The following is a 24,220-nucleotide window of genomic DNA, read 5'->3' as shown; positions in this document are numbered from 1 at the left end:
TGATGCTAAACGCAAGGTGTTTTGGTGCAAAATGAGAGGTAAAAAGCATAAAGATACGCCGTAAATGGCATAAATATAATCCTTTCGAGGCATTAAAATCATGGCTGAAAAGGGCAAAATAACCATTGTTTGGTGGCTTTTTAGTGGCAAAAAGCAGGTTTTTGGGCACGAAAAAATGGCGAGTGGGCAACCATCTAGAAAGCTAAAATGGTGCAAAATGCAGGTGGTTTTCTTAAAAACAGACTAAAACGGAAACCTATAAGGCTGTAAATAGCGGCTAATTGCCTACTAAATGGACTTTATTTTTGCTAGAATGGACTGGCGGTTAGGGCGTGTTTTGTAAAATAACCGTACCGCATTTAACTTTTGGGTTTGGCAAGTTGGCAAGGTTTTTCATTTTAAATGAAGTATAAATGATGGGAAAAGGGCATTTGTTTCAGACATTCAAACTTTTAGGACTTAGCTGTCTTTGCCATCAAGCATGGGCAAACCCCAACAATGTGCTGTGTTTTGCACCGCAAATATGGGGATAGACGCGCGGTAACTCCGCCACAAAAACGTTCCAATACTTTCCAATTTGGAGAGAATTGGAAAGGATTGGAGCGTTTATTGATGACCGAAAGGCTGTTGGGTTTAGCCTTTTTTGATGGGGGAATAAGCACTTTTTGATTGGGAAACAAGCACTTTGCGCATTGCGAAACACATGCTGCCACAGGCATTAGTGCATAACGGCCAGCAGCGTAGAACAGGGAATGTCAAGCATTTAGCTGTTTTATCACCTCTTCGAAACCCTCACTTCGCACATATCCCTTTTTCACTTTGTTAAACGCAAACTCGCTGACAAGCCCACGATTAACAAGGGCCATGATGTCGGTTTTAGCGGTTGTAGGCGTAACCAAGAACCTATTTTGCAACTCTTTAATGGTAAGCACCGCCTTGGGGTTATCTACAAGCAGCTGTATTATTTGCGCCTGCCGTTCGTTGATGTCGCCCAGTCGCAGGTAAGTATTGGCGGCAAGGTGCTCTTTCTGCTTTCGCTTGATGTAGGTTTGCAACTCGCGGAACGCTTGTTGCAACACACGCATGTTGTAAGCAACGAAGTAGCCCATATCGTTTTCATCGGCCTCGGTGTAAAGGAAGGCCTTTTCGTAGGCCGTTTTTGAGCGTGCTATCACGCGCGAAATAGACAAATATTGCGTTAGCCAATAGCCACGCCTCAGCAAGTACCAATAAAACAGGGCACGTGCCGTGCGCCCATTGCCATCGACAAAGGGGTGAACGTAGGCCAACATGAAATGAATGATAATGCCCCTTATCAGCGGGTGGATGAAAACAGACTGCTCTTCGTCGTTGAAAAAGCTACATAAGTGGGCAACGAAGGGTTCTATATCCTTGTGAGTTGGCGGCCGATGCACCACTTCGTGCGTTATGCCATCTGCCACTACCACCTCATCGTTGGTTCTAAACCTGCCCGCGTACTCATCGTTGCTCAACGTTTTCTCCGTCATCAGCCTGTGCACATGTTGCAAAAGCTCCGGGGTAAGCGGCTTGTCCTTGCTCTGCACAATGAATTGTATGGTTTGATAGTTGTTGGCTATCATCTGTTGCGCCTTATCTTTGGGCTTTGTTTGCTTGCGTAGCATTTCTTTTGCCACACGGCGCGTGGTGTTGGCACCCTCCATCTGACTTGACGAGATGGCCTCTTCCATGAGCGAACTCACCAAATAACGTTCGTTTGTTTCGGGCGGCAGCTTGTCGTCGGCCATCCACGTACCGCCAAAATTCATATCGAACTCGTGGCATATACGTTGCATGTGGCTTGTAAGACTTAGCGAAATGGCATAGCTGGGCCATACGCACAGCTTGTTTCGCAGGCGCGATGCCTTGGTGCAGAGCCACAGCTTTTGGGGCGTACAGCCCTTGGGCAGCGGCTTATACTTCACCATGTCCCAATATTCGTACTCCTCGTTTATCTTCTCAACAAGGGCGATAAGGCTTTCGTCTTGCATTTCGAGCAAAGCATTTACACAGTCTTTGAGGCTCGCCTGCGGTGATAATTCTATTTTGCCCATAGTCTATTTGCCTTTAAACGTCATCACAAAGTTATGCAATTCTTTCCAATATTGCAAGAATTGGAAAGAAATGGAACGTTTGTGGATGAACAAAAAGGCAATAGTTGGGTACAACGAAGGGGCGATTGGGCAGAAAGGGTACACCTTTATTATATAGGCAAATGGTGGGTATTATATAGGCAAGCGGTGGGGTGTGGGGCAAGTTTTTGCCTGCGTGGCAAACTTGATGGTACGAAAGGGCTGGTAAGTGGAAAAACATTAGACTGTATTCGCCCGTTAAAAAAGCCGCGAGATGTGGGCTAAAACATGTTGAAATGTTAAAAAACAGCCCTTTTAGGGCTTGCTTTTGCATTTCTATAAAAAAAATATTCGGTTGGTTGATTGTTTTAAGTAAATTCTACTAACTTTGCATGCGTTAGTGTTCCTCTTGTGCGAGTGGTGTGTTTAGGCATAGATTTTGCACAAAATGAAGGAGGGCATGGCAAACAAATCGCTGGCCGCGGGCAACTAGCACACGGCTAAATAAAAGCATCAAATTATTCTACAACACCGTAAACAAAACAACCGACAAACTTACCATGCTATCAGAAAACGACAGGAAAGCCATTCTTGAGCTTATACATCGGCAGGTGGTGCCTGCCATTGGATGCACTGAGCCTATCGCTGTTGCACTATGCGCGGCGAAGGCTAAGGAACTTTTGGCACAAACGCCCGAAAGAATTGACGTGCGACTGAGTGCCAACGTACTTAAAAACGCTATGGGCGTGGGTATCCCTGGCACGGGGATGATTGGCTTGCCTATCGCCATCGCCTTGGGCGTACTTATCGGCGACAGCGAAAAACAACTGGAAGTGCTTAAAGGTTGTACGCCCGAGAGCGTTAAGCAAGGTAAGAAACTGATTGCCGCGAATTGCATCGACATCAAGTTGGAGGAGGAAGACGAAGACAAACTCTTTATCAACATTACCTGCACGTGCGGCGACGAAGTGGCCGAGGCACGCATCAAGGGGTCGCACACCAACTTTGTTTACCTGCGCAAGAACGACAAGGTGTTGCTAGACAAGGCCGCATGTAGCGCAGAAACGGTGGCCAAAACAGGCGTGGAACTGTCGATGCGAAAGGTGTACGAGTTTGCAACAGAGACGGCTTTGGACGACTTGCGCTTTATCCTTGAAGCCAAAACGCTGAACGAGAATGCCTCGCGCTGCGGATTGGAGGACAATTACGGCCACCAATTGGGTAAAACGATGTGCAGTCCGCTAGGTCGTGGCGTGCTGGGCGACAGCGTGTTTGCGCATATTCTCTCGGCAACTGGGGGCGCATGCGATGCACGTATGGCCGGAGCGATGGTTCCTGTGATGAGCAACAGCGGCAGCGGCAACCAAGGCATTTGCACAACGGTGCCTGTAACGACGTTCGCACGCGAGAACCACAATACCGAAGAGGAACTTATCAGGGCACTAATTATCAGCAATCTGACGGCCATCTACATCAAACAGCACCTTGGCACGCTGTCGGCTCTGTGTGGATGCGTGGTGGCCAGCACGGGAAGTAGCTGCGGAATAACCTACCTGATGGGCGGAACGTTCGAGCAGATATGCTATTCGGTAAAGAATATGATTGCCAACCTAACGGGTATGATATGCGATGGTGCAAAGCCTTCGTGTGCATTGAAACTCTCGTCGGGCGTTAGTACGGCCGTGCTGAGCGCGATGTTGGCCATTCAACATAAGTATGTAACATCTGTTGAGGGCATTATCGACGACGATGTGGACCGCTCGATACGAAACTTGGCTGCCATCGGGAGCCGAGGAATGGACGAAACAGATAAGTATGTGCTGAACATTATGACGCATAAATCGTGTTAACTAAAAAATAATAAACCCATTGGGCGAGGAAAACAGTAGGTGTAGGAAGACCCTTAGCGGCTTAACCCCTCGTCTTCCAGTCCATAGACTTGTTAACCCATCAACTGGTCAACTGGTTTACCAGTAAACTCGTTAACTGGTCAACTAAAATAACAACAAACCCCAAACCCCACCAAATATGAAGAAAATTAGATTGACCTTACTGACGGCTTTACTTGCCGTCTTCGCGTTGGGGGCATCGGCACAGATGCAAAACCCCGTACATGTAAGCGTACAGCAGAAACAAAATTCGCCCACCGAGGTGGACGTTATCTTCACTGCAAAGATTGATAACGGCTGGCACGTCTACTCAACAGGCCTGCCTAGTGGTGGCCCGATTTCGGCAACCATTACCACAGAGAAGGCAGAAGGTGCACAAGCAGCAGGTAAACTGCAAGCCAAAGGCAAGGAGATTAGCAACTACGACAAGCTTTTTGAAATGAAGTTGCGCTACTTTGAAAACACGGTTACCTTTGTGCAGAAATACAAAATCACCGGAAAAACCTATCGCATAAAAGGCTATCTGGAATACGGAGCATGCAACGACCAAAACTGCTTGCCGCCTACACAGGTGGAATTCGACTTTAAGGGCAATGGTCCGGCCAACGCTCCCGAGGCGAAAGAAACCAAAACGCCTGCACAACTGACCAAAGAAAAGGCCGACTCGCTGGCTGCTCTGGCTGCCGCCAACGCTAATAATGCAACGACCGATACCGCCAAAACAGCCGCTGCTGCCGTTAACGGGGGCGGAAACAACGTGGAGCAAGGCGGACTTTGGGCACCCGTTGTGGCCGAATTGCAGGCTTATAACGGCGACCAAGGCAAACAAGACAACTCTATGCTGTACATCTTTGCCATGGGTTTCATCGGCGGTTTGCTCGCACTTTTCACCCCTTGCGTGTGGCCCATTATCCCCATGACGGTAAGTTTTTTTCTCAAACGCTCACAAAATAAGGCAAAGGGCATTCGCGATGCCCTCACTTATGGCGTGAGCATCATCGTGATCTACGTGGCATTGGGCTTGGCCGTCACTGCCGCCTTCGGCCCTTCGGCTCTTAACTCGTTGTCGACAAACGCTGTTTTCAACATATTCTTCTGCTTGTTGCTTGTTATTTTCGCCCTTTCGTTCTTCGGATGGTTCGAAATACGCCTGCCCGACAAGTGGGGTAACGCCGTAGACAGCAAGGCATCGTCTACAAGTGGCGTGCTCAGCATCTTCCTCATGGCCTTCACCCTTTCGCTGGTGTCGTTCTCTTGCACGGGTCCCATCATTGGTTTCTTGCTCGTTCAGGTGTCTACATCGGGCAGCATCATGGGTCCTGGCATCGGAATGCTAGGCTTTGCCGTGGCTTTGGCCCTGCCTTTTACGTTGTTCGCCCTCTTCCCTACATGGCTGAAAAAAGCACCGAAGTCGGGTAGTTGGATGAACATCATCAAGGTTGTGCTGGGCTTTATCGAGTTGGCCTTCGCTTTGAAGTTCTTCTCGGTGGCCGACTTAGCTTATGGATGGCACTTGCTAGACCGCGAAGTGTTCCTTTCGATATGGATTGCACTTTTCTTCATGCTTGGCCTTTACCTCATCGGACGTTTGAAATTCGCCAGCGACCAAGGCAGTTCGGATGCCATGCCTGTACCTTGTGTGATGCTCGGATTGGTGTCGTTCGCTTTCGCCGTCTACATGATACCAGGCCTTTGGGGTGCTCCTTGCAAGGCTGTTAGTGCCTTTGCGCCACCTATGAACACGCAGGACTTTAACCTATATCACAACGAGGTTCGCGCGCAATACGACAGTTACGAGGAAGGAATGGCCGCCGCTGCCGCCCAAGGCAAGCCGGTACTTATCGACTTTACGGGCTTTGGCTGCGTAAACTGCCGTAAGATGGAGGCTGCTGTGTGGACAGATCCGCAGGTGGCAGACAAGCTTACGAAGGAGTATGTGTTGATTTCGCTCTATGTAGACGATAAGAAACCGCTGCCCGAACCTATCGAAGTAACTGAGAATGGACAGAAACGAACCCTTCGCACCATTGGCGACAAGTGGAGTTATCTGCAACGTAGCAAGTTCGGGGCTAACGCTCAGCCCTTCTATGTGGCTATCGACAACGCAGGAAAACCGCTGGCTAGGTCGTATAGTTACGACGAGGACATCGCGCATTACATGGACTTCCTGAACCAAGGACTAGATAACTTTAAGAAGAAATAGGCTGTTGCGGGCGCAAAACCGGCACGTTGCGGCTTTAATACCGATAGGGAGAACGACAACTAAATCGTTCTCCCTATCGCATTTATAGCCAACTTCACGGCTTACGTCCAAGTTAACCGTTGTTTCCAGCCCACAATCAGGCCTTATTTGCCCGCGCCACTCCTTATATATATACTTCAGCACGAGGGAAGGCTTGAAGTTCGCCTTGCCATTAGAGCCGTTCTGCAACAGAGATTGCCGTATATCCGAGCGTACACTAACACGAAGTGGACAAGCATTACGGGCAATCCTGGGGAAAAAAGATTGTCGCCTACCTCACTCAGAGGTAGGCGACAATGCTTTGTATATGTTCTTTTAGTGATGTGTCTCTTTAACGGGCAATTCCACAAAGAATATCGACATTCATTATAGAAATACCTTATCGAATAACCTTCTTCCCATTACCATTTCAGGTCTACGGCAAAGCCGCTGAAACGGAAGTTGCTTCCAAGAGAGATTGAACTTGGGTTGAACGTTAAGCTGAATGCACGTTGCGCATCAGCTTTCAGACAAGTGGCCGACCAGTAATATCCAAGGTAAGTGATGAATTGCATCTTTCCACCTAGATAGAAACCTTTGGCTGGGAGATAGAAGTAATCAGATATCTCTGACTTGGTAGGACGTTCTTTAACTATATTGTTGTTATTGAAAGAATAGTCTGGGAATGTGCTTGTGGACTGACGATAATCAATACCATTGTAACTTGCGTACATATTCTGAGTAGTTGTATGGTTCTCTCGTGCGATAACATCTTGTTTCTTCAACCACATTCCGCCCTTATAAAGATGTCCGAACAAGGTCCATAGTTCAGCAGCATCCCAATGCGGGGCACCTTTTTGTACATACCATATTACTTGGTTCACAGAGGCGCTTTGGTTTGCGCTGTTTGCAGCCCAATTAGTGCCGTTCGCAGGCGAATTATACCAACTTTCAGGAGAGTCTGCTTGACTTTGGGGGAAGTTTGTGGTTGATGCGCCGCTAATCTTTGGTTGGCTGCCTTCCCTTTTATACCAATAATGTTTCTTTGCGTCCCACATGAAGTACTCACCCGACACGTCCGCAGGGTTAAGGTTGGCTGTAATGTCGTATATCTTACCAGCTTCGCAGGTAATATCTATATATTTGGTTACAGTTCCTACGATTCTACCTTCTGGATTGTCCACTTTGTTCTCGAGCCAGTAACGAACAGTGAGGTGATGCGTTCCGGGAGGGATAACCACATAGGAGCCATTGGTGGCGAGGCTTGTGTTTTCGTTGGTGAGATCGAAACCATTGCCTGTTACAAGTGTTATTTTCTTTGAGCCATTTGCCACGGGTTGGGCACTCAACGAACCGTTAGAGAAGTCGAACGTTCCTGCAATGTCGCTTTCGGCCACCACCTCGATGCTAGTAAGTTTACTTCGTTTTACGAAAGCATTTGTTGTACGGGGCAAGAAACAGAGATAGCTTGCCTTGTGGTTTAGCTTAAACTTAAAAGAATTGCCATTGCCTGATGCCGTAGCAACACCGCAGTCGCCCGATGCCCCGGCATGACTAAAATCGTTGGCGGTTGTTTGATTTTGTTTAGCGGCAATTGTCACCTTGTCGCCGGAAGTACCATTAGAACCGGTGTAATGCACGGTACAACCGTTAGCAAATGTTCCCGAAACAGGGAACACACCATCTGTCATGGCAGAATTAAACGTACCATCATTGCTCTGTTTAAAGCCACCGTTAGTGTCTTTTACCCAGATTTTATCGCCTGTCGACCAATAGGGAGTTGCTCCTTGTCCTAGGGCGTGCTTAATTGTGGTGCGCGAAGTAGGACTTACTTGAGCCATGTTACGCTCGCTTGTAAACGTCACCACAGGTGCGTTTGTGGCGTTTTGGCCCTGTTTATTCTCATCTTGCGCCACGTCTTCGTTGGCGCAGCTTGCGAAAGCTGTTACTGTTAACAGCAATGCAGCATGTAGTAAATGTCTGTATTTCATTTGCTATTGTTATACTGTTTGGTAGAATGGCGAGAAGAAATCGAGTTAACGCAGACATCTTCTTAGCCATACAAGGGTTAACGAGCGTGAAAGCTCGCCTAATTACAGGCTTGATAATGAGTTGACGAGCTAGCATGCCTGCCGTTCTCGTCACTCATAGCCTTAAAAGCAAGTAAAAAAACGCACTCGAAAGGCGCATGCACCCCAAAAGGCCAATGGTTTTGAAGTTTAATGTACCCAAAGCCTAGGTGTACTTATACTTCCTTTCGTTCAATCTTGTAATAATGCTCCGAAGGGCGTTGCCTATTCTTCGTCTTCGTCCATGAAGAGTCCTTGCTTAGCGTCGCCATAGTTTCCTCCTTGTCCGATAGGTTTATGGTTCCCGCTTGCTTGTTGCATCAGGTTCTCCATTTCTACACCTACAATCTCAACTCTTGGGCATAGATACGCTTGTTTCCTAAATACTTCTTGTTTCATAATCGGCTTATTCTAATGATTAATTACCTGTCTCATCTTTCGCCAGCTTACAGAGAAGGCGGTGGAAAATGAACAATGGGCTCGTTGTAAAAACTTACTTTAATAGGGGGCACGCAAAGTTATCCTTTGCATATGTTCTAAAAAATCATCCGAGATGATTTACATCGCGCTGCTTGTGCGCCAACAACACATCTGATTTAAAATGAATATGAGACGTTATTAGTGAAAGAACAGACATGTTCCACACTCTGTCTACGCACTTGCTCATTGTAAGAGAATGCCCTAATTAGATTCACAACTCTCCGCTAAATTATGTTAAACTGTGGTGCAAAGTTATGAGAAAAGGGTAAAACATACAAGAAATGGCACTCTTTTCTTATTCGCGCGCTTGTTTAATTGATATTCCTCAATTGATTGATAATTCTCCATTAACCAAACACGCCATCCTTAACTGGTCTAAAAGATGCTGTCGACAGCCATGCCAATACTGTAAGCTATTGTTAGCTACTTACAATGCGGATGTTGTTCATGATTTGTGCTACGCCTAGAATAATCAAGCGTTACATCCGCATCCTCTTGTAAATAGATGAAAAAACTGTCTTGACTTTTAATGTTTCTATATGTTGGGAGGAGTTTATTATCTTTGTGATGCCAATACAAGATAAGCACTCCTTTCATGTACGAAGTGCCTAGCAAATCAACTCACTGGCTTATAATCTCACGAAAACCCAACGACTCCCAAGTACATCAACTCATCGGCTTACAAACTCAAGAATTCATAAACATATAAGGCAAGCCATTATCAGAAAAGAAATCACCCTGTCGTTTCCATACAGAAGACAACAGGGTGAAAGCAAAAACTACACGATGCTTATACGTGGAGCAGTAAGCCTACTTAATCGTTACTTTCTCTACACGAACAATGTTCTTGTTCTTCATCTTCACAAGATAAACTCCCTTGTGTAGCATACTGACGTCGAACGAACTTGGCTTATGCAAGGTGTTAACCAAAGTACCATCTACTGCAAATATCCATGTCTGTTCAACATGGCCAAATACCATGCGTTGACCGTCTATCTGCAAGGTGGAAACTTCTGCTGCGGCATTGGTAATGCTATTGGTTATATCAAGTCCTTCGGGCTGTTCGGCCTGTCCCTCATCCCAATTACCCGACTTGTCCGAGCGCGAGGCATTAGTACCCTCTATCATTACGCCGAGATCGATGGCAAAGCCTTTGTTAAACTTACCCACAGGCTGCAATGCCCCTTCAAACCAAGCGTCGGAGAAAACAATGCGCAAACGGCTTCTACCCACGCGAGCATCCTTGGGTATGGTGAACGTTTTTTCTTGCAATGCCTGTACGTTATATATCGTTGAACTCTTATACTTACCCACATTGAACAAACATTCGCCTTCATTGGGATTGTCGGCCAGAAGGTCGCCGTTGAAAACATGGTCGCCATTAAGGTCTAACCAACCTTTACCCAAACAATAGCGCAGGTCGTCCTTGGTGTTATCGGCATACTCGGTGGCCTCGTATCCTTTAAACTTTATTGTTACGGTCTGACCTTGTTTCACTCTCCAAACCAGATGGGTTGCATCTACATAGTTTTTCCCTCCAACAGGGTTGTTGGCAGTGTATTCGATGTTTTGCAGACCACCTTCTGTTTTAACCACGGTAAGGTAGCGCACTCTCTGTGCTGTTGCTGCCCCGTCTGCTGCCATATCCAATTCAACTGTGCCATAATCTTCTTCAGTCAAGTCGGGCAGCAATTCCTGCTTTGCTCTTGTAATAGGCTGCCAAACAATGGGCGAATAGGTTTTCAAGTCGGTGCTAACCGCCCTTACTCCAACGAAGGGTTCGTCGGCAACGTTAGGCAACTCGATGTCGCCAACGAACGTTGCCCATTGCGTTGTACGGGCAATCTCGCTAACCTTACCTTTTCTACCGTTCTTATACAACAATTCAAAATGGTCGATGTTGGCGTCTGCATTGGTCAGCACACGTTGTCCGTCTTCACCTGCAATATTCCATGCAGCCTTCACCGATAAACTTTTCTTCGTTTCTTCTTTAACTTGAATGGTAAGGCCTTCTATTGGGCTTGGTTCAGCCTTAAAGTCGTCGGCAAGGAGCAGTTTGCCCACATACATTTTATAATTAGCGTCACTATTCTTCACGCGTAAGCCAATGCGATCTATTACGTCGCCCGAATTAATGCCCGCAAGGGGGATGCGTTTCTCTTCCCATTGTTTAGAGGTAACATCCCCTACGGCAAACTCTTTCCACGCAGGGTTGCCCTTAACGCGCACAAGCAAGTAGAGATTAGAAGGCGACACTGCACCTTTACCGTTCTTTATGGCAACATTAGCATAAATATTCCCTTTAGTGCCCTGTATATCGGTTTTGTAAAGCACAACATCTGTCTGTGCGGCCGTTTCCTTACCTGTAAGCATTAGGCACGAACCGCCCATATAAGCGTCGGAATTGGTAAACTCAGGCTGTACTGCGGTGCTTACGTTTGTAGAGCCACCATCGTAAACCAACCATCTATACGTAGGCACAATGTCTTGATTGGCCATGTTGTACCAAGCTCCGCCCGTCTTTTTCCCCTTATAGCAATAACGTTCGCCATTACCAAGGTTGAAGTAGGTGGCAAACGGTAGATTTCCGCCAATGGCCGAACGCTCTGGAATCCACGTGGCCAGACCTGCAAAGGTAGACAACGGCGGTGTTGAACCGCTCCAACGTAGGTTATTGCCTTGGTCGGCCACGGCAGGACGCTTGGCAGGATTGCGATAACCACCCGAGAAGGCGCGTTCAAGCAGCATTTGGTAATTGTTCATCAGGTCGTGTGGGCCTTTCCCGGAGTTATACGACCAGAAACGACTTTGGTCGTGTTCGCCCCAAAGGGCAATGCCGCAACGTTTGGTAACTTCGTCGCTCGACAAGTGGCTCCAGTTCTTATCCATACCAACCAGCCAGCCCCCGGCATAAAGGCCCTTGCTGGTTTTCATCACCGACTCGGCCATCATCACCGACTGACGCATGTTATAAGTAAAGCCCGAGCCCGAATAGTTAAGCATCAATTCGGCCGTGCGCTTGCCATTAGAGCCAAAAAGCGCAGGGGCGTCCCAACTGCCTAAGGTTGAATTGGTGGTGTAAATCATAATGTGAAAGTTGTCGAAACCTTCCTTTTGGGCTATTGCATATAGCTCGCGATGGAAGTTCACCACATCTGCATTGCTGTAGCCCATTGCCTCCCAGTTGTAGTTAATGCCATCCATGCCCAAATAGCGCAATAAGTTAATCAGAGGTTGGGCGTATTTGTAGGTTTGGTCGGCTTTCTTTTGGCTCAATAGCGCAATCCATGCGCGTGGATTTCCGCTTTTACTGTCGAAGAATTTCATTCCACTAAGGATGTCTGTGCCATTCTTATGGGCGGCATCGGCCCAAGCACCAGGGGCTTGAAACAAAGAATGGTTCCACGATCCCCATAGGTTGGTGTAATTCCAAAGTGAAAAATTGTCGCTGGCAAAATTCTTCGAAGGGTAACCGCCAATGCCTTTACCCACAGCCATAGGCAGGTTAAGAAACAGTTCGCGGTCGGCGTAAGTGCTGGGTATAAGGCGGTCGGCATTATCAATAAGCTTTCGCTTGGCCACATGCGACCGCACAAATTGCAGCTCTTCGTAAATGCCAGCCTTTTTCAACTCTTCCACGGTGGGATATTTACGTCCCTCCTCCTCGGCTTTCACAAAAAGGTCGAGCAAAAGTTTTTCATCAAACTTGGAGAAATCGTAAATGTCTGTCGACGCTGTTTCTGACTGTTGTTGGGCAAGCCCACTAACGGGTGCCGACGTCAAAAGCGCGGCGAAAGCCAACGATGTTAAAACATGGTTTCGTTTCATTGAATATACAATGTTTTTAAATGTTATTAGTGTGCATACATTGCAGTTAGCGTGCCAAAGGAGAATAAAAAAGGGGGAAAGCCGAGAAGGCTTTCCCCCTTTGAGTTAGGGTTTAAAGAAAACCAAACGCCACGTGCTTACTTTACAGTAATCTTCTGCGTGCGAATGATATTCTTGTTTTGCATCTTCACGAGGTAAACACCCGATGCCAACGAAGACAAGTTGTAGTTGGCAGGATTGTTAAGGGCAGCAACCAACGAACCATCGGCTGCAAATATCCATGCCTTCTCCACATTGGCAAAGTTAAGGCTGTTGCCTTCTTGCTGCAATTGCGAAGGAGCTACGGCCGCATTGCTAACACCTGTGGTGGAAAGTCCTGCGGGTTCGTCGGCCAAACCTTGGTCGCGTGTGTCGGCGGGAACAGGACGTTGTTTGTTGTTACCGGTAATCTTTACACGGAAGTCGATGGCGAAACCTTTGTTGAACTTACCCGTAGGTTTCAATGCTCCCTTGAACCAAGCATCAGAGAATACGATACGCATGCGGGTGTCGCCCGTACGTGCGTCTGCTGGAATTGTAAAGGTCTTAGTAACGATTTTCTGTACTTGGTCGGGTACGCCCTTGCGCAATTCACCAATCGTGAAGAGTTGCTCTCCTTCCTTGGGATTAACGGTAAGCTCGCGTGGGTCGAAACGATGGTCGCCGTTCAGGTCAATCCATCCACGGCCAAAGCAATAGCGAAGATCGTCGTATCCACCATTGGAATTGGGTTTTCCATCCTTGTACTTTTGCTTTGCTTCAAATCCTTTGAACTCCAATGTAACCGTTTCCCCCTGTCCAATGGTAAGAACTTGGTTAGGATCAGAAGTAACATCTACAAAGTTTGTCCCACCAGTAGGACCATTGGCTTGGTAATTGATGTTGGTAGAGCCACCCTTAGTCCTAAAAATCTCTACATAACGAATGGCTTGGGCATTCTTATAACCATCTGCATCCAGGTCTAACTCAGGATTAGTGTATGGGTTAAGAACCAACTCAGGCAGTTGTTCGGCATTTGCTCGGGTCACTTCTGTCCATACAACAGGCGAATAGCTCTTAAGGTCTTTCGATACGGCGCGAACACCAATGAAAGGATTGTTCGTAAAGTTCTTCAAATCGATATTGCCCACGTATGCAGCCCACTGGCTAGTACGAGCCACTTCAGATACACGTCCGTTAGTGCCGTCTTTAAGCAGAATTTCGAAATGGTCGATGTTGGCATCGTCATTGTAAATCATGCCCGACTCGGTTGCAGGCATGTCAACATTCCATGTTGCCTTGACAGAAAGCGAAGACTTTGTTTCTTCTTTCACCTGCACTGTCATCTTCTCTATTTTTGCAGGAGCAACGGTAAATCCATCTACAAGCTCTAGCTTGCCAACCATCATCTTATAATTGGCGTCGCTGTTCTTAACACGTACTCCAACCTTGTCAATTACCGTTCCCGAGGTTATTCCGTCCAAAGGTATCTTCTTTTCTTCCCACGTTTTTCCCTTCGTTCCACCGATAGCAAATTCCTTCCATTCGTTGTTGTTCTTTAGGTGTACGATAAGGAAAAGTTTCGAATCGGCAGCAACTTCCTTACCACTCTTGATAGCAACGTTTGCGTTGACAGCACCGGTAGAACCAGCAATGTCGGTTTTATAAAGCACTAGGTCGGTAGCATTGGCATTCCCAGTACCACTAAGCAAGAGACACGATCCACCCATATATGCGTCTTTATAGGTAATTTCAGGGTTTATCTTGTCGCTAGCCTTATCACTATTGGCCTCCAACACCAACCACCTATAGGTTGGCACGATGTCTTGGTTACTCATATTATACCAAGAGCCAGCAGTTTTCTTTCCTTTATAATGGTATTGCGAACCTGCGCCCATGTTGAAGTGTGTGCTAAAAGGAAGGTTGCCAGTGATGGTTGTTCTTTCGGGAATCCACGTTGCCATGCCTGGGAAAGTAGAAAGGGGCTGAACTCCATTAGACTCTTCCCAGTTGTGTCCTCCGTCTTTCACAGCAGGGCGAGAGAGCGGGTTACGGTTACCACCCGAGAAACCACGTTCAAGCAACTTTTGGTAGTTAACCATCATCTCATCAGCATCGCCACCGGCATTGTAGCTCCAAAAACGGCTTTGTGCATGTTCACCCCAAAGGCAAACGCCACACTCACGAGCGCTAGAAAGACGCGACCACGAGCGGTTCATCGAAACAATCCATACGCCAGCATAAACACCATCGGCTGTCCCAAGTGCCCTTTTAGCCGTATTCACGGAATTACTCATGCCATACGAAAAATCGCTGGAGGCATAGTTAAGCATCACATCTGCCGTCTTTTTATTGTTCTTACCAAAAAGAGCTTCTACGTTGCTGTCTGTCAAAGAACTGTTAGAGGTGTAAATTGCAATATGGAAATTGTTGAAACCCTCCTTCTTTGCAATCTCATACAGATTTTGGTGAAACGCGATTACCTCGCGATCGCCATAGTTACCCGCTTCCCAATTATAGTTGATACCATCGAGACCTAAGTACTGCAACATGTAAATCATAGGTCTTGCATACTTAAATGTACCATCTGGATTCTTTGCCTTAAGGATAGGCAGCCATCCACTAGCATCCACACCGCCAGGATTGCCAGTGGTATCGAAGAACTTTATACCGCTCATTATGTCGGTTCCGTTCTTATGTGCAGCGTCCGCCCATGAACCTGGAGCCTGGAACAAGCCGTGGTTCCATGCGCCAAAGAGGTTGGTGTAGTTCCACATAGAGAAGTTGTCTGATGCAAACTCGGAAGAGGGATAGCCTCCAACGGTTCTCCCTGCACCAGCTGGGATGTTCATAAACAACTCACGGGTTTCGAAAGTGTTTGTTATAAGACGGTCAGTTCTGGGGAGAATAGAACGTTTGCGTACGTGCGAACGCACAAACTCAATCTCGTCGGCCAAACCAGCCGCCTTAAGCTCCTCGTACGACGGATAACGCTTTCCTGCCTTAACGGCCTTTTCGAACAATTCCAACATCTTGATGTCGTTGAAATGCTGAAAGTCGTAAACCACCTTAGAGGCAGTTGGTGCGGTGTTTCCACCCTGCGCCTTAACCGTAAAGGGAGCCGCAGACAGCATACCGGCCAACGCCAGTGCGCTAAGAGTAACTTTTCTCTTCATTCTTGCTTAGTTTTATGTTGTTAAATAATAAGACATTTAGAGTTAATCACATTGTAATGGCTAAGTTTATGCCAAACTAAAATGCGTTTTAAGATAGGATTGTTAAGCTAAGGGAGCGGCCGTGCCTTGTGGCCTAATAAGGGCGGCGCAGCCGTTCCCATAGTTTATTGCTTTAAATTAAAAGTTCGGGGCTCCTTTTACGTCCCACCAAAGCCTTGTTCCTACAAAATCAGGCCCGCCTAGTGCACCAAGCCCCGTAGCCTTAATGTCTGCTTGCGTAGCGGGATCGGTACGACCGGGGAACGGCAAACGACGGATAATGTCACCATCATTAAGACTTCCGTCGGCCTCATCAGCCTGGAGCACATCGAACAAACGCGGATAACCCGTGCGGCGCAAGTCCACCCAGGCTTCAAAGCTCTCAGGATAGCCTGCGATATACTTCTGGGTGATAATCTTTTCGAGTTTCACCTCCTTGCTGTCGTCTTCGTTCCACTTAACCCCAATCTTAGTTAAGCTTTCAATGGGGTCGCTCTCACCAGTAGGGTCCTTATATGTATAAGGTGTGGCACTCTCTTGTTGCATGTATTCGGCCATACCTGCATCGTAAGGGTTCTGGTTATTGGCATCAGTATAGAATTGTTCGCGGTCCTCACAGTTACCGGCGAGAATACCCTTCTCGTAGAATTCTTTGGCCGTTCCGCCCATGCTCCATCCTCTGAGCGCACCTTCAGCTCTAAGGAAACAAACCTCAGAGAGTTTCATCAAGTACAGAGGCATGCTATGCCCTGCCGCAGGATTGATGGCACTGAAAGCGATAAACTGATTGCCGGCGTAATCCTGACCTTCGCCAGGCGTTACTCCTGAGCGGATACCAATAATGTCTGTATTAGCTGGTGTCACTTCCTTCGTTTTTGCATTGACAATGTCGCCATCGTTCTTTAGGAAGAGATACTTAAGGTAAGGATGGTTAAGGCTTTTCAATATCGACACCCATGAGGCTGTTATTCGCGTGTCGTGCCAGCTTTGGCTAGCCTCAAGCAAGGGATGAGTTATACCCTCGGCGGCCGTGTTGATACATACCTCTTGCGAGTATTCTTCTATCACTCCCGCTTTAACGGCTTCTTCTGCCCATCGCTTTGCCAACGTTGGGTTAACTTTAACAATATGCATGGCCATGCGTAGTTTCAGCGAATTGGCAAAACGCACAAAAGTGTTGAGGCTTTCGAAACCCGTTTTGATGTCGCCAGTAACATGCATATTCTGTTTCAGAATGTCGCGCAAGGCTTCCTTATATTCCTCGGGCTTGGTTTCATAGTAGTTTAAACAAGCCACAATGCTGTCTATATTGTCCACCGCCTTATTGTATATCGTTTCCAGGCTTTGATATTCAAAGGGGGCCGTCTGGGCGTTCGTTTTGATATCTTGATAGGGGAATGGGCCATAGACATTTGCCACCTCAACCGCCGAATAGTTGTACAACAGCAGATAAATGGCCTTTAACTCAGGAATAGTGTCGATAGACTCGTGATTAAGCAACGGCACCATCTGCGTTGAAACCTCATTGAAAGACCCCATCGCACCACCATAAAACCTGTCGGAGATGTTATAGGCAGAGGTAATAGTAACCTTTGAGTAGGGGAAATTAGTATGTGGTATAACGCCATACTGCGCATACAAGTCGGCACCCAATCCATATTGATATTGATAGGCGTGTGTAACAGGCTTTTTACCTTCCTTACCACCGCGCATTGCATACTGGGCACTGAGTCCCGCCGCAATAACATCAGACATTTTGTTGGCTACGCGTTTCACATCCTCGGCCGTAAACTTAGTCCGATAGTTCAAGGAGTCAACCTTTCCTCGGCGGCTCACCTTGTTGGTATTCTTTTGCGTTGCGCTGAATTCGTCGCCTGTGGTATCGAAATCCAGACACGATTGTAAGGTTAGGCTCAACAGGGCCATAACACCTACAAACCATTTGCTATATCTGTTCATAATTTTGTTGTTATTAACACTCCCTCTCCCCTTTATTAGCTCTGCCCGAAAAAAGGGAGTTCGGGAAACATTTTCTTTAGTTATATTCTTGAAAGTATGGCTGCTTACAAGTTCAACTTCATCGACAAACCATACGAACGCGACGAGGGCGTGTTGAACAATTCGAAACCTCCTAAGCCATTACCCGTAGAAAGCGACACGTCTGGGTCTGCGGGACTTTTCTTGTAAAGGAAGAACAGGTTGCGTGCGATGAACGAAACCGAAAGGTTCTTGTTTTGTCCCATGAGGTTTCTGAACGTATAGCCCAGCGACAGCTCGCGAAGACGGAAGTTGGTTGCACTATATATGTAGCTGTTGGGGTTGGAAGAGCCTCCCAAGGTTTTATAATAGGTGTCGATAGGCACAATTCTTCCGCTGCCATCGGGCAGGGGGATACCAGGCACATTGCCATAGTTTGCGGCAACAATACCGTTTGCCTCGGCATCCTGACGTGCCTTACCCGAACGCTCAGACAGTCCATAAAGGTCAAGGTAAGCCTCTGTAAGTGAGATAACCTTGCCTCCCAGACGGCCATTGATAAGCATAGAGAGCGTAAAGTCTTTGTAATTAAAAGTGTTGCTCCATCCCATCTGCCACTTAGAGTTCATGTTGCCAACATATTTGCGGCTATTGCCCGACTTGTCGAACCTTGGCGCACCGTTCCGTGTCAGTTTGATGTGTCCATTTGCATCACGCTTAAAATCGTCTACGTACATGTCGCCCAGCGAACCACCTGGTTTGTATACTACATACACACCTGCAATCTCGTTCTTTATTTCTTTCTGCTTGCCCTGGTTGTCGTAGGCTGTTTCAAGTATCTTGTTGTCGTTGAACGATAGGTTGTAAGAAGTTCTCCAACGAAGGTCTTTACCAAACTTAAAGTCATAACCAATTGTTGTCTCAAATCCGCGGTTGCGTACTTTACCCGTGTTCCCCGCGTTCGTTTTGGCGGAGATATTGGCCGACTCCATATACATGTTGCGCAAGCGGCTATCATACAAGGTTAGGTCGAAACTCAAGCGGTTCTTAAAGAACAACATCTCCACACCCGTTTCGAAAGAGCCCAACGTCTCCACTTTCGGCACAAAGTCCGAATATTTGTTCACCGTTGCTGTTCCCGTTAGATAGTTGCGACTGACATCGAAATAACTGTTATTGGGAATAGAGTTACCTACGTCCGAATAAGACACGCGGTACTTCAAGTAGTCTATCCACGCAGGAAGCTTAACCAACGAACTGACGATTGCATTGGCGCCCACGCCGAAGTAGCCTTGCCATTCCGAATCGATAATGCCTCTCAGTTTAAATTGTCGGTAGGGACGATAGGCATCCAAACGATACGAACCATCAACAAACACCTTATCTTGCCATCCCACTTGGGCAGTGAAGAGCATGGCCTTGTCCCAGTTAGAGCTCTTAGTCGTTGTTGTAGCACCCACATCGCCTGCGCTGGTTTCGAACACATTCACGGCCGATGGTAAAATGCGGCGTAAGGGGTCTACGAAAGTGGCGTTACCAACAGCGGTGCGCTTATATGTGTTCTTAATTGTATGCCCAACCCAACCTGCAGTTGCTGAAACGCTGAAATCTTTCACGTTTGTGTTGTAACTCAACAAATAGTCGGTGTACATTTCGGTTGTCTTGAAATCTTCACTCCAATAGCTGCCAAAGCTGTTCATGCTAGACGGCAAAAAGGTTGTGGCATACTGCCGAGCATCTTTGGTAAAGTGAGTCTTGGTGTAGTTAAAACGCGCTTGGAACGAAAGCCCCTTATATATATCGATGGTTGCAGAAAGCGTTGTAAACAGTCGGTTTTCGTCTTGTCGGTTGCGGTTTTTGTTCACCAGCCAGTAAGGGTTGTTGTTGCCGTTCGAAAGATAGGCCCAATCTTGCATCTCGCTGCTTAGCGGAACACGCTTACCTTGCGTATAAACATAGTGGGTCTCTTTCTTTTGATTACCATTTTGATCCAGCACAGTGAATTCCTTCGGTTCATAATACGACAAAGGATTAGAAAGCCACGTACCACGTTTAGAATAGTTTTGGGCATAATAGTCCATGTCTATGTTGCGGGGCATCATGTACGCATGATAGATGGGATTACCTATCGTTCCCCCACCAGGTCGATTCCGGGTGATGGTCTCAACGTAGTTAACAGAGCCTTCCAACTTCAAACGGTCGAAAAGCTTAAAGCTCTGTCGCAAAGTTATACTGTTACGATTATACGAGTTGTTCTTTATCATACCGTTGGAGTGGCTGTTTCCCAATGATATGTAGGTTCTCGACTTTTCCGTACCGCCCGAAACTGATACGGAGTTGTTGGTCGTAACACCTGTACGGAAGAAGTTGTCTATATCGTTTACCGCATTCTTACGGAGATGCACTTGGTTAAGTGCCCCTTGGGGATACTGGTCGCCTAGCTGTACAGAGGGGAGCAGGTTCGTTTGGTCTGAAAGTTTACCGCCCCAACTTGAAGGCGACAGCATATAGGTTTGTGTTCCGTTTACCACCGAACCATCGGTAAGCGCAGCACCATAAGTGTTCTGCAACTTGGGGGTAAGCAATGGCGTGTCGAACGTAACATTAGACGTAAAGTTGATGTCCACTTTACCCTCGCGACCCGATTTGGTGGTAATCATAATAACGCCATTGGCAGCGCGCGAGCCATAAAGTGCGGCCGCGTTTGCCCCTTTAAGAACGTTCATAGACTCGATGTCGTCTGGGTTAATCATGGAAAGCGGGTCCGAACCTTCCGACGAACCTGCATATCCCAAATCATCTCCATTGGTTATCTTGCCACGAGTTTCGTTAGTCAAGGGAATACCATCGACCACAATTAGCGGTGAGTTGTTACCGGTAATCGACTTGTTACCGCGTAGAATAATCTTAGATGCACCACCCGCACCACCTGCACTCGGCGTAATGGTAACGCCGGCGACTTTACCTTCAAGGGTATTCGCCACGTTGGGGTCTTGCACTTTCATCAAGTCTTCTGCCTTCACTTTCTGGGTGGCATAGGTAAGCGACTCTTGCTTTCGCATAATACCCATAGCCGTAACAACCACTTCGCCCAGCACCTTGCTGTCTTCTTTGAGCGTTACGTCTACTTGCGAGCGACTGCCGGCTGCCAATTCCTGCGCGGTGTAGCCCACATAGCTAAACACCAGCGTGGGGTTGCTCTCGTTAGTTGTCAGGGTGTATTGGCCGTCGATGTTGGTTATGGCACCCTTGCCAGCACCCTTCACCTGAACGCTCACACCGATGAGCGGTTCGCCTTGTGCGTCTTTTACAACGCCCGTAATGGTTCGCGTGTTGGCCTGCACGCGTTGCAAGGCAGAGTTTTGAGTTGTAGCAGTTGCTTTAAGCAGTGGGTTTTGCGTTGCGTTGGCTTTAACACCAGCCAGCACGCCCACGCTAGGAACTGCGGTCATAGACAATGCCAGAAGTGCCTTCAACAGCAAGCCCTCTGTCTGTGCATTTGTTCTTTTCATACGTGTAGTAATATTATTATAAAGTAGTTATAACTTTAAAAATCGACTGCGCATTTTAATACGCCTTACAATAAAAATACAACTAACGAACGAATATTACTTAGCAATATGTAGAAAATAAATTAATTTATTTTGTTTGGCGATAAAATGCTCGTTATATTGTTAATAGGGGATGGAATAATGCTGATGATGGTATAAGACACAAAATGTATGAAACGAAGACACTTAAAAGTTGAACGACTAAATATTATATATGGTACGCGCGCACGCGAGAGGAAACGAAGATGGCAACAGGAAAAGATGCGCTGTAAGCCCGATTGCCTTTCCAACGCAAGGAAAAGGCAAAGGGCCGTAAACTGTTGGGCGATTCACCATAAAAGTAATTGCGATGCAAAGCTGCCAACTTGTTAACAGGTAGACGGGTTGACAAGTTAGTGAGCGTAGGTTTAGTAAGCTTGTTGGGACAGTTATAGAAATTGTCTTGACTTTTAATGTTTCTATAAACAGGAGGTGTTTATTTTCTCTGTGATGCCAACATAAGATAAACGCTCTTCTCACACACGAAAGTCTAGATGACTTCATTGTCATGGCGAGATGCCAACACAAGATAAACACCCTTCTCACACACGAAGTACAGGACAAATCAACCTACCAACTCATCAACTTATCAACTCATCAACTCAAAAAATCAAAAAGACACCAACTTATCAACTCAAAAAAACACCAACTTATCAACTCAAAAAACACCAGCACGTCTACTCAAAAAAATCGAGAAATCTCCAACTCACTAGTTCTCCAACTCACCAACTTGAAAACTTAAATTATTATCTTTTATTTTACAATATCGTTCTAAATTTCGCTCTGTTCTAGCGAAAATATAAGCCATAAAGTAGGCAAATCGCCCCTATTTCTTGCTTTTCACTCCTTTTGTTTTGTCTGTTTTTAAGAGTAAAACCTGCATTTTGTACCATTTAGCCTTTCTAGATTGGTTGAATGCTCATAATTTTTTAAGCCCAATTACACGCTTTTAGCCCTTAAAATCCAACTTTTTAACCACTATTTTGCCCTTTTCGGCCATGTTTTTAATGTCCCTAAAAGGTTTTATTTATACAATTGCTGTGGATGTTTATGCTTTTTGCCTTGCATTTAGCACCTTTTTGCCTTGCATTTAGCACCATTTCACCTTGTGTTTTGCACCAAAACACCTTGTAACTAATCAATGAAAATGAAGAAATATCGAAGCTGATGTAAACTAACTGATAATGATGAGGAAATGCACGAATTGGCATAATACTGCTCTGTTTGTAAAGGGCAGAAATATGCAGATTTAGGCAGAAGTTCAGTTACCAGAGTGTTACCCTATTTTGATGTAGGTAACGATGGTGCAGTATTCGGTAACTGAATTATTTTCGTTCGTGTGGCTGTTGCTTCGGTCGGCAGTTTTCTGCGTAAGTGAGGAACGCTTTAATTCGGGTAACTTTGCATAAGACAGGCGGTGCTTGTCCATTTGAGAGTAAACTCTCATGGATCTCGCTTGCACTGTCTTTGCTCATAAAAATTAAAGCGTATGAGAACAGAGAAAATGAAGGTGTTGCTCTACCTTAAAAAGAGCGGTCTGGATAAATCGGGCAAGGCTCCGATTATGGGACGTATCACACTTGGAAGGAATGTTGTGCAGTTCAGTTGTAAACTCTCCTGCAATCCTGAGTTGTGGAATCCACGTGAGAGCAGAGTGGACGGAAAGAGTCGTGAGGCGGTGGAGATAAACGGTAGGTTGGAAAGCTTGCTGTTGTCTGTTCAGTCGGCTTATCAATCCTTGCTTTCCAAAGGCGGTTCGTTTGACGTAACCGATGTGAAAGAGCTGTTCCAAGGGAGCGTGCAGACTCGCTGTATGCTCATAGAAAGGTTGGATATGCTCATCAAGGAGAAAGAAAGCCATATCGGTGTGGACATCAAGAAAGAGTCCCTGTCAAGTTATCATTCTACGAGAAACCGCTTGCAGGAGTTCATTCAGAAGAGATACAAGGCTTCGGATTTGGCTTTCTCACAATTGACAGAGAACTTTATCTATGAGTTTCGCCAATACTACTTGGGAGTATGCGGTTTCCAAGAAAGTTCTTTCTTCGCGGTGGCATCACATTTGAAAACGGTTTGCAGGTTGGCTTATCGCGAGGGAATAGCCGATACGCTACTATTTGATAAAGCCCATATAGAAAGAGGAGATAAGAAAGCCCCGAAAGCACTCGATAGGAAAGCCTTGGAGAAGTTAAAGGCTCTCCGCTTTGATGATTTGGAGGAGGAAATGGAAACGGCAAGGGATATTTTCCTTTTTGCCTGTTATACAGGTGCTGCGTATTGCGATTTGATGGAACTAAGCAAATCTTATCTTGTCCGTGATGACGAGGGAAATTTATGGCTGAAGTTCAATCGTCAGAAGACAGGGGTACTATGCCGCATCAAATTGCTTCCCGAAGCCATCAGGTTGATAAAAAAGTTTCACAGCGATGAAAGGGAAACATTGCTCCCCTATGTCAAGTACAAGAACTATCAGACCTGCCTGAAAGCCCTACGGCTACGTGCAGGTATCCCGTTTCTCTTTACCACGCATACAGCAAGGCACACCTTTGCTACCCTTATTACCTTAGAACAGGGCGTACCGATTGAAACGGTGAGTAAGATGCTCGGGCATACCAATGTAAGTATGACCGAACGCTACGCAAAGGTAACACCCCAAAAGCTCTTTGCGGAGTTCGCTCGCTTCCTTTCTTTCACAGAAGATATGCAGTTGGTGATTTGACTAATTGCTTTCATTCAACAGCATTTTCAATAAAAATATACATACAAAACCATCAAGACAATGAGAAGTACATTCAAGATACTGTTCTATATTAGGGATATTCAGTAAATATCTAACTAATTGT

12 protein-coding genes are annotated in these 24,220 nt (G+C 46.4%); 4 read left to right on the top strand and 8 right to left on the bottom strand.

The features are described 5' to 3' along the window. Positions 1–100 precede the first annotated feature (100 nt). Positions 101–247, top strand: coding sequence for a hypothetical protein (locus HMPREF2955_RS16305; protein ID WP_168166889.1), 147 nt, complete (start codon positions 101–103; stop codon positions 245–247). Positions 248–755: 508 nt separating this feature from the next. On the opposite strand, the gene HMPREF2955_RS10275 is transcribed toward HMPREF2955_RS16305, so the two are convergent. Beyond that, positions 756–2,072 carry a Fic family protein gene (locus HMPREF2955_RS10275; RefSeq protein ID WP_070723294.1) on the bottom strand — a complete coding sequence of 439 codons (1,317 nt, stop codon included), beginning with the start codon at positions 2,070–2,072 and terminating at the stop codon, positions 756–758. 578 nt (positions 2,073–2,650) lie between these two features. On the opposite strand from HMPREF2955_RS10275, the gene HMPREF2955_RS10265 reads away from it, so the two are divergent. Next, positions 2,651–3,940 carry an L-cysteine desulfidase family protein gene (locus HMPREF2955_RS10265; RefSeq protein WP_070723291.1) on the top strand — a complete coding sequence of 430 codons (1,290 nt, stop codon included), beginning with the start codon at positions 2,651–2,653 and terminating at the stop codon, positions 3,938–3,940. A gap of 178 nt (positions 3,941–4,118) precedes the next feature. Next, positions 4,119–6,182, top strand: a complete 2,064-nt coding sequence (locus HMPREF2955_RS10260; protein WP_070723289.1) for a protein-disulfide reductase DsbD family protein — start codon at positions 4,119–4,121, stop codon at positions 6,180–6,182. Between the two features lie 440 nt (positions 6,183–6,622). Here HMPREF2955_RS10260 and HMPREF2955_RS10255 read toward each other — a convergent pair whose 3' ends face one another. The 7 genes from HMPREF2955_RS10255 to HMPREF2955_RS16295 all read right to left on the bottom strand — a co-directional run bounded on the left by HMPREF2955_RS10255 (position 6,623) and on the right by HMPREF2955_RS16295 (position 22,824). After that, positions 6,623–8,191 (bottom strand): hypothetical protein, encoded by a 1,569-nt coding sequence (locus HMPREF2955_RS10255; protein WP_070723288.1) that lies wholly within the window; start codon positions 8,189–8,191, stop codon positions 6,623–6,625. 303 nt (positions 8,192–8,494) lie between these two features. After that, positions 8,495–8,668: a hypothetical protein gene (locus HMPREF2955_RS16300; RefSeq protein WP_168166888.1), complete on the bottom strand. Its 174-nt coding sequence runs from the start codon at positions 8,666–8,668 to the stop codon at positions 8,495–8,497. Positions 8,669–9,559: 891 nt separating this feature from the next. Continuing rightward, positions 9,560–12,577, bottom strand: a complete 3,018-nt coding sequence (locus tag HMPREF2955_RS10250) for an endo-beta-N-acetylglucosaminidase (protein WP_070723286.1) — start codon at positions 12,575–12,577, stop codon at positions 9,560–9,562. Between the two features lie 137 nt (positions 12,578–12,714). Next, positions 12,715–15,771 carry a GEVED domain-containing protein gene (locus HMPREF2955_RS10245; RefSeq protein WP_070723284.1) on the bottom strand — a complete coding sequence of 1,019 codons (3,057 nt, stop codon included), beginning with the start codon at positions 15,769–15,771 and terminating at the stop codon, positions 12,715–12,717. 177 nt (positions 15,772–15,948) lie between these two features. Beyond that, entirely contained in the window at positions 15,949–17,769 is a 1,821-nt protein-coding gene (locus tag HMPREF2955_RS10240) for a SusD/RagB family nutrient-binding outer membrane lipoprotein (protein WP_070723282.1), read from the bottom strand. Positions 17,770–17,873: 104 nt separating this feature from the next. Next, a complete protein-coding gene (locus tag HMPREF2955_RS10235) occupies positions 17,874–21,299 on the bottom strand; it encodes a SusC/RagA family TonB-linked outer membrane protein (RefSeq protein WP_083317698.1) in 3,426 nt (1,141 codons plus the stop codon). Positions 21,300–22,653: 1,354 nt separating this feature from the next. Then, positions 22,654–22,824, bottom strand: coding sequence for a hypothetical protein (locus HMPREF2955_RS16295; protein ID WP_168166887.1), 171 nt, complete (start codon positions 22,822–22,824; stop codon positions 22,654–22,656). A 42-nt stretch (positions 22,825–22,866) separates the two neighbouring features. On the opposite strand from HMPREF2955_RS16295, the gene HMPREF2955_RS10230 reads away from it, so the two are divergent. After that, the gene (locus tag HMPREF2955_RS10230; RefSeq protein ID WP_070723281.1) at positions 22,867–24,096 is read left to right on the top strand and encodes a site-specific integrase; all 1,230 of its coding nucleotides are present in this window, start codon (positions 22,867–22,869) and stop codon (positions 24,094–24,096) included. Positions 24,097–24,220 lie beyond the last annotated feature (124 nt).

It is taken from the genome of Prevotella sp. HMSC073D09 (genome assembly GCF_001814145.1).
Classification (GTDB): Bacteria; Bacteroidota; Bacteroidia; order Bacteroidales; family Bacteroidaceae; genus Prevotella; species Prevotella conceptionensis.
This window is presented reverse-complemented; position numbering and strand designations above follow the sequence as displayed.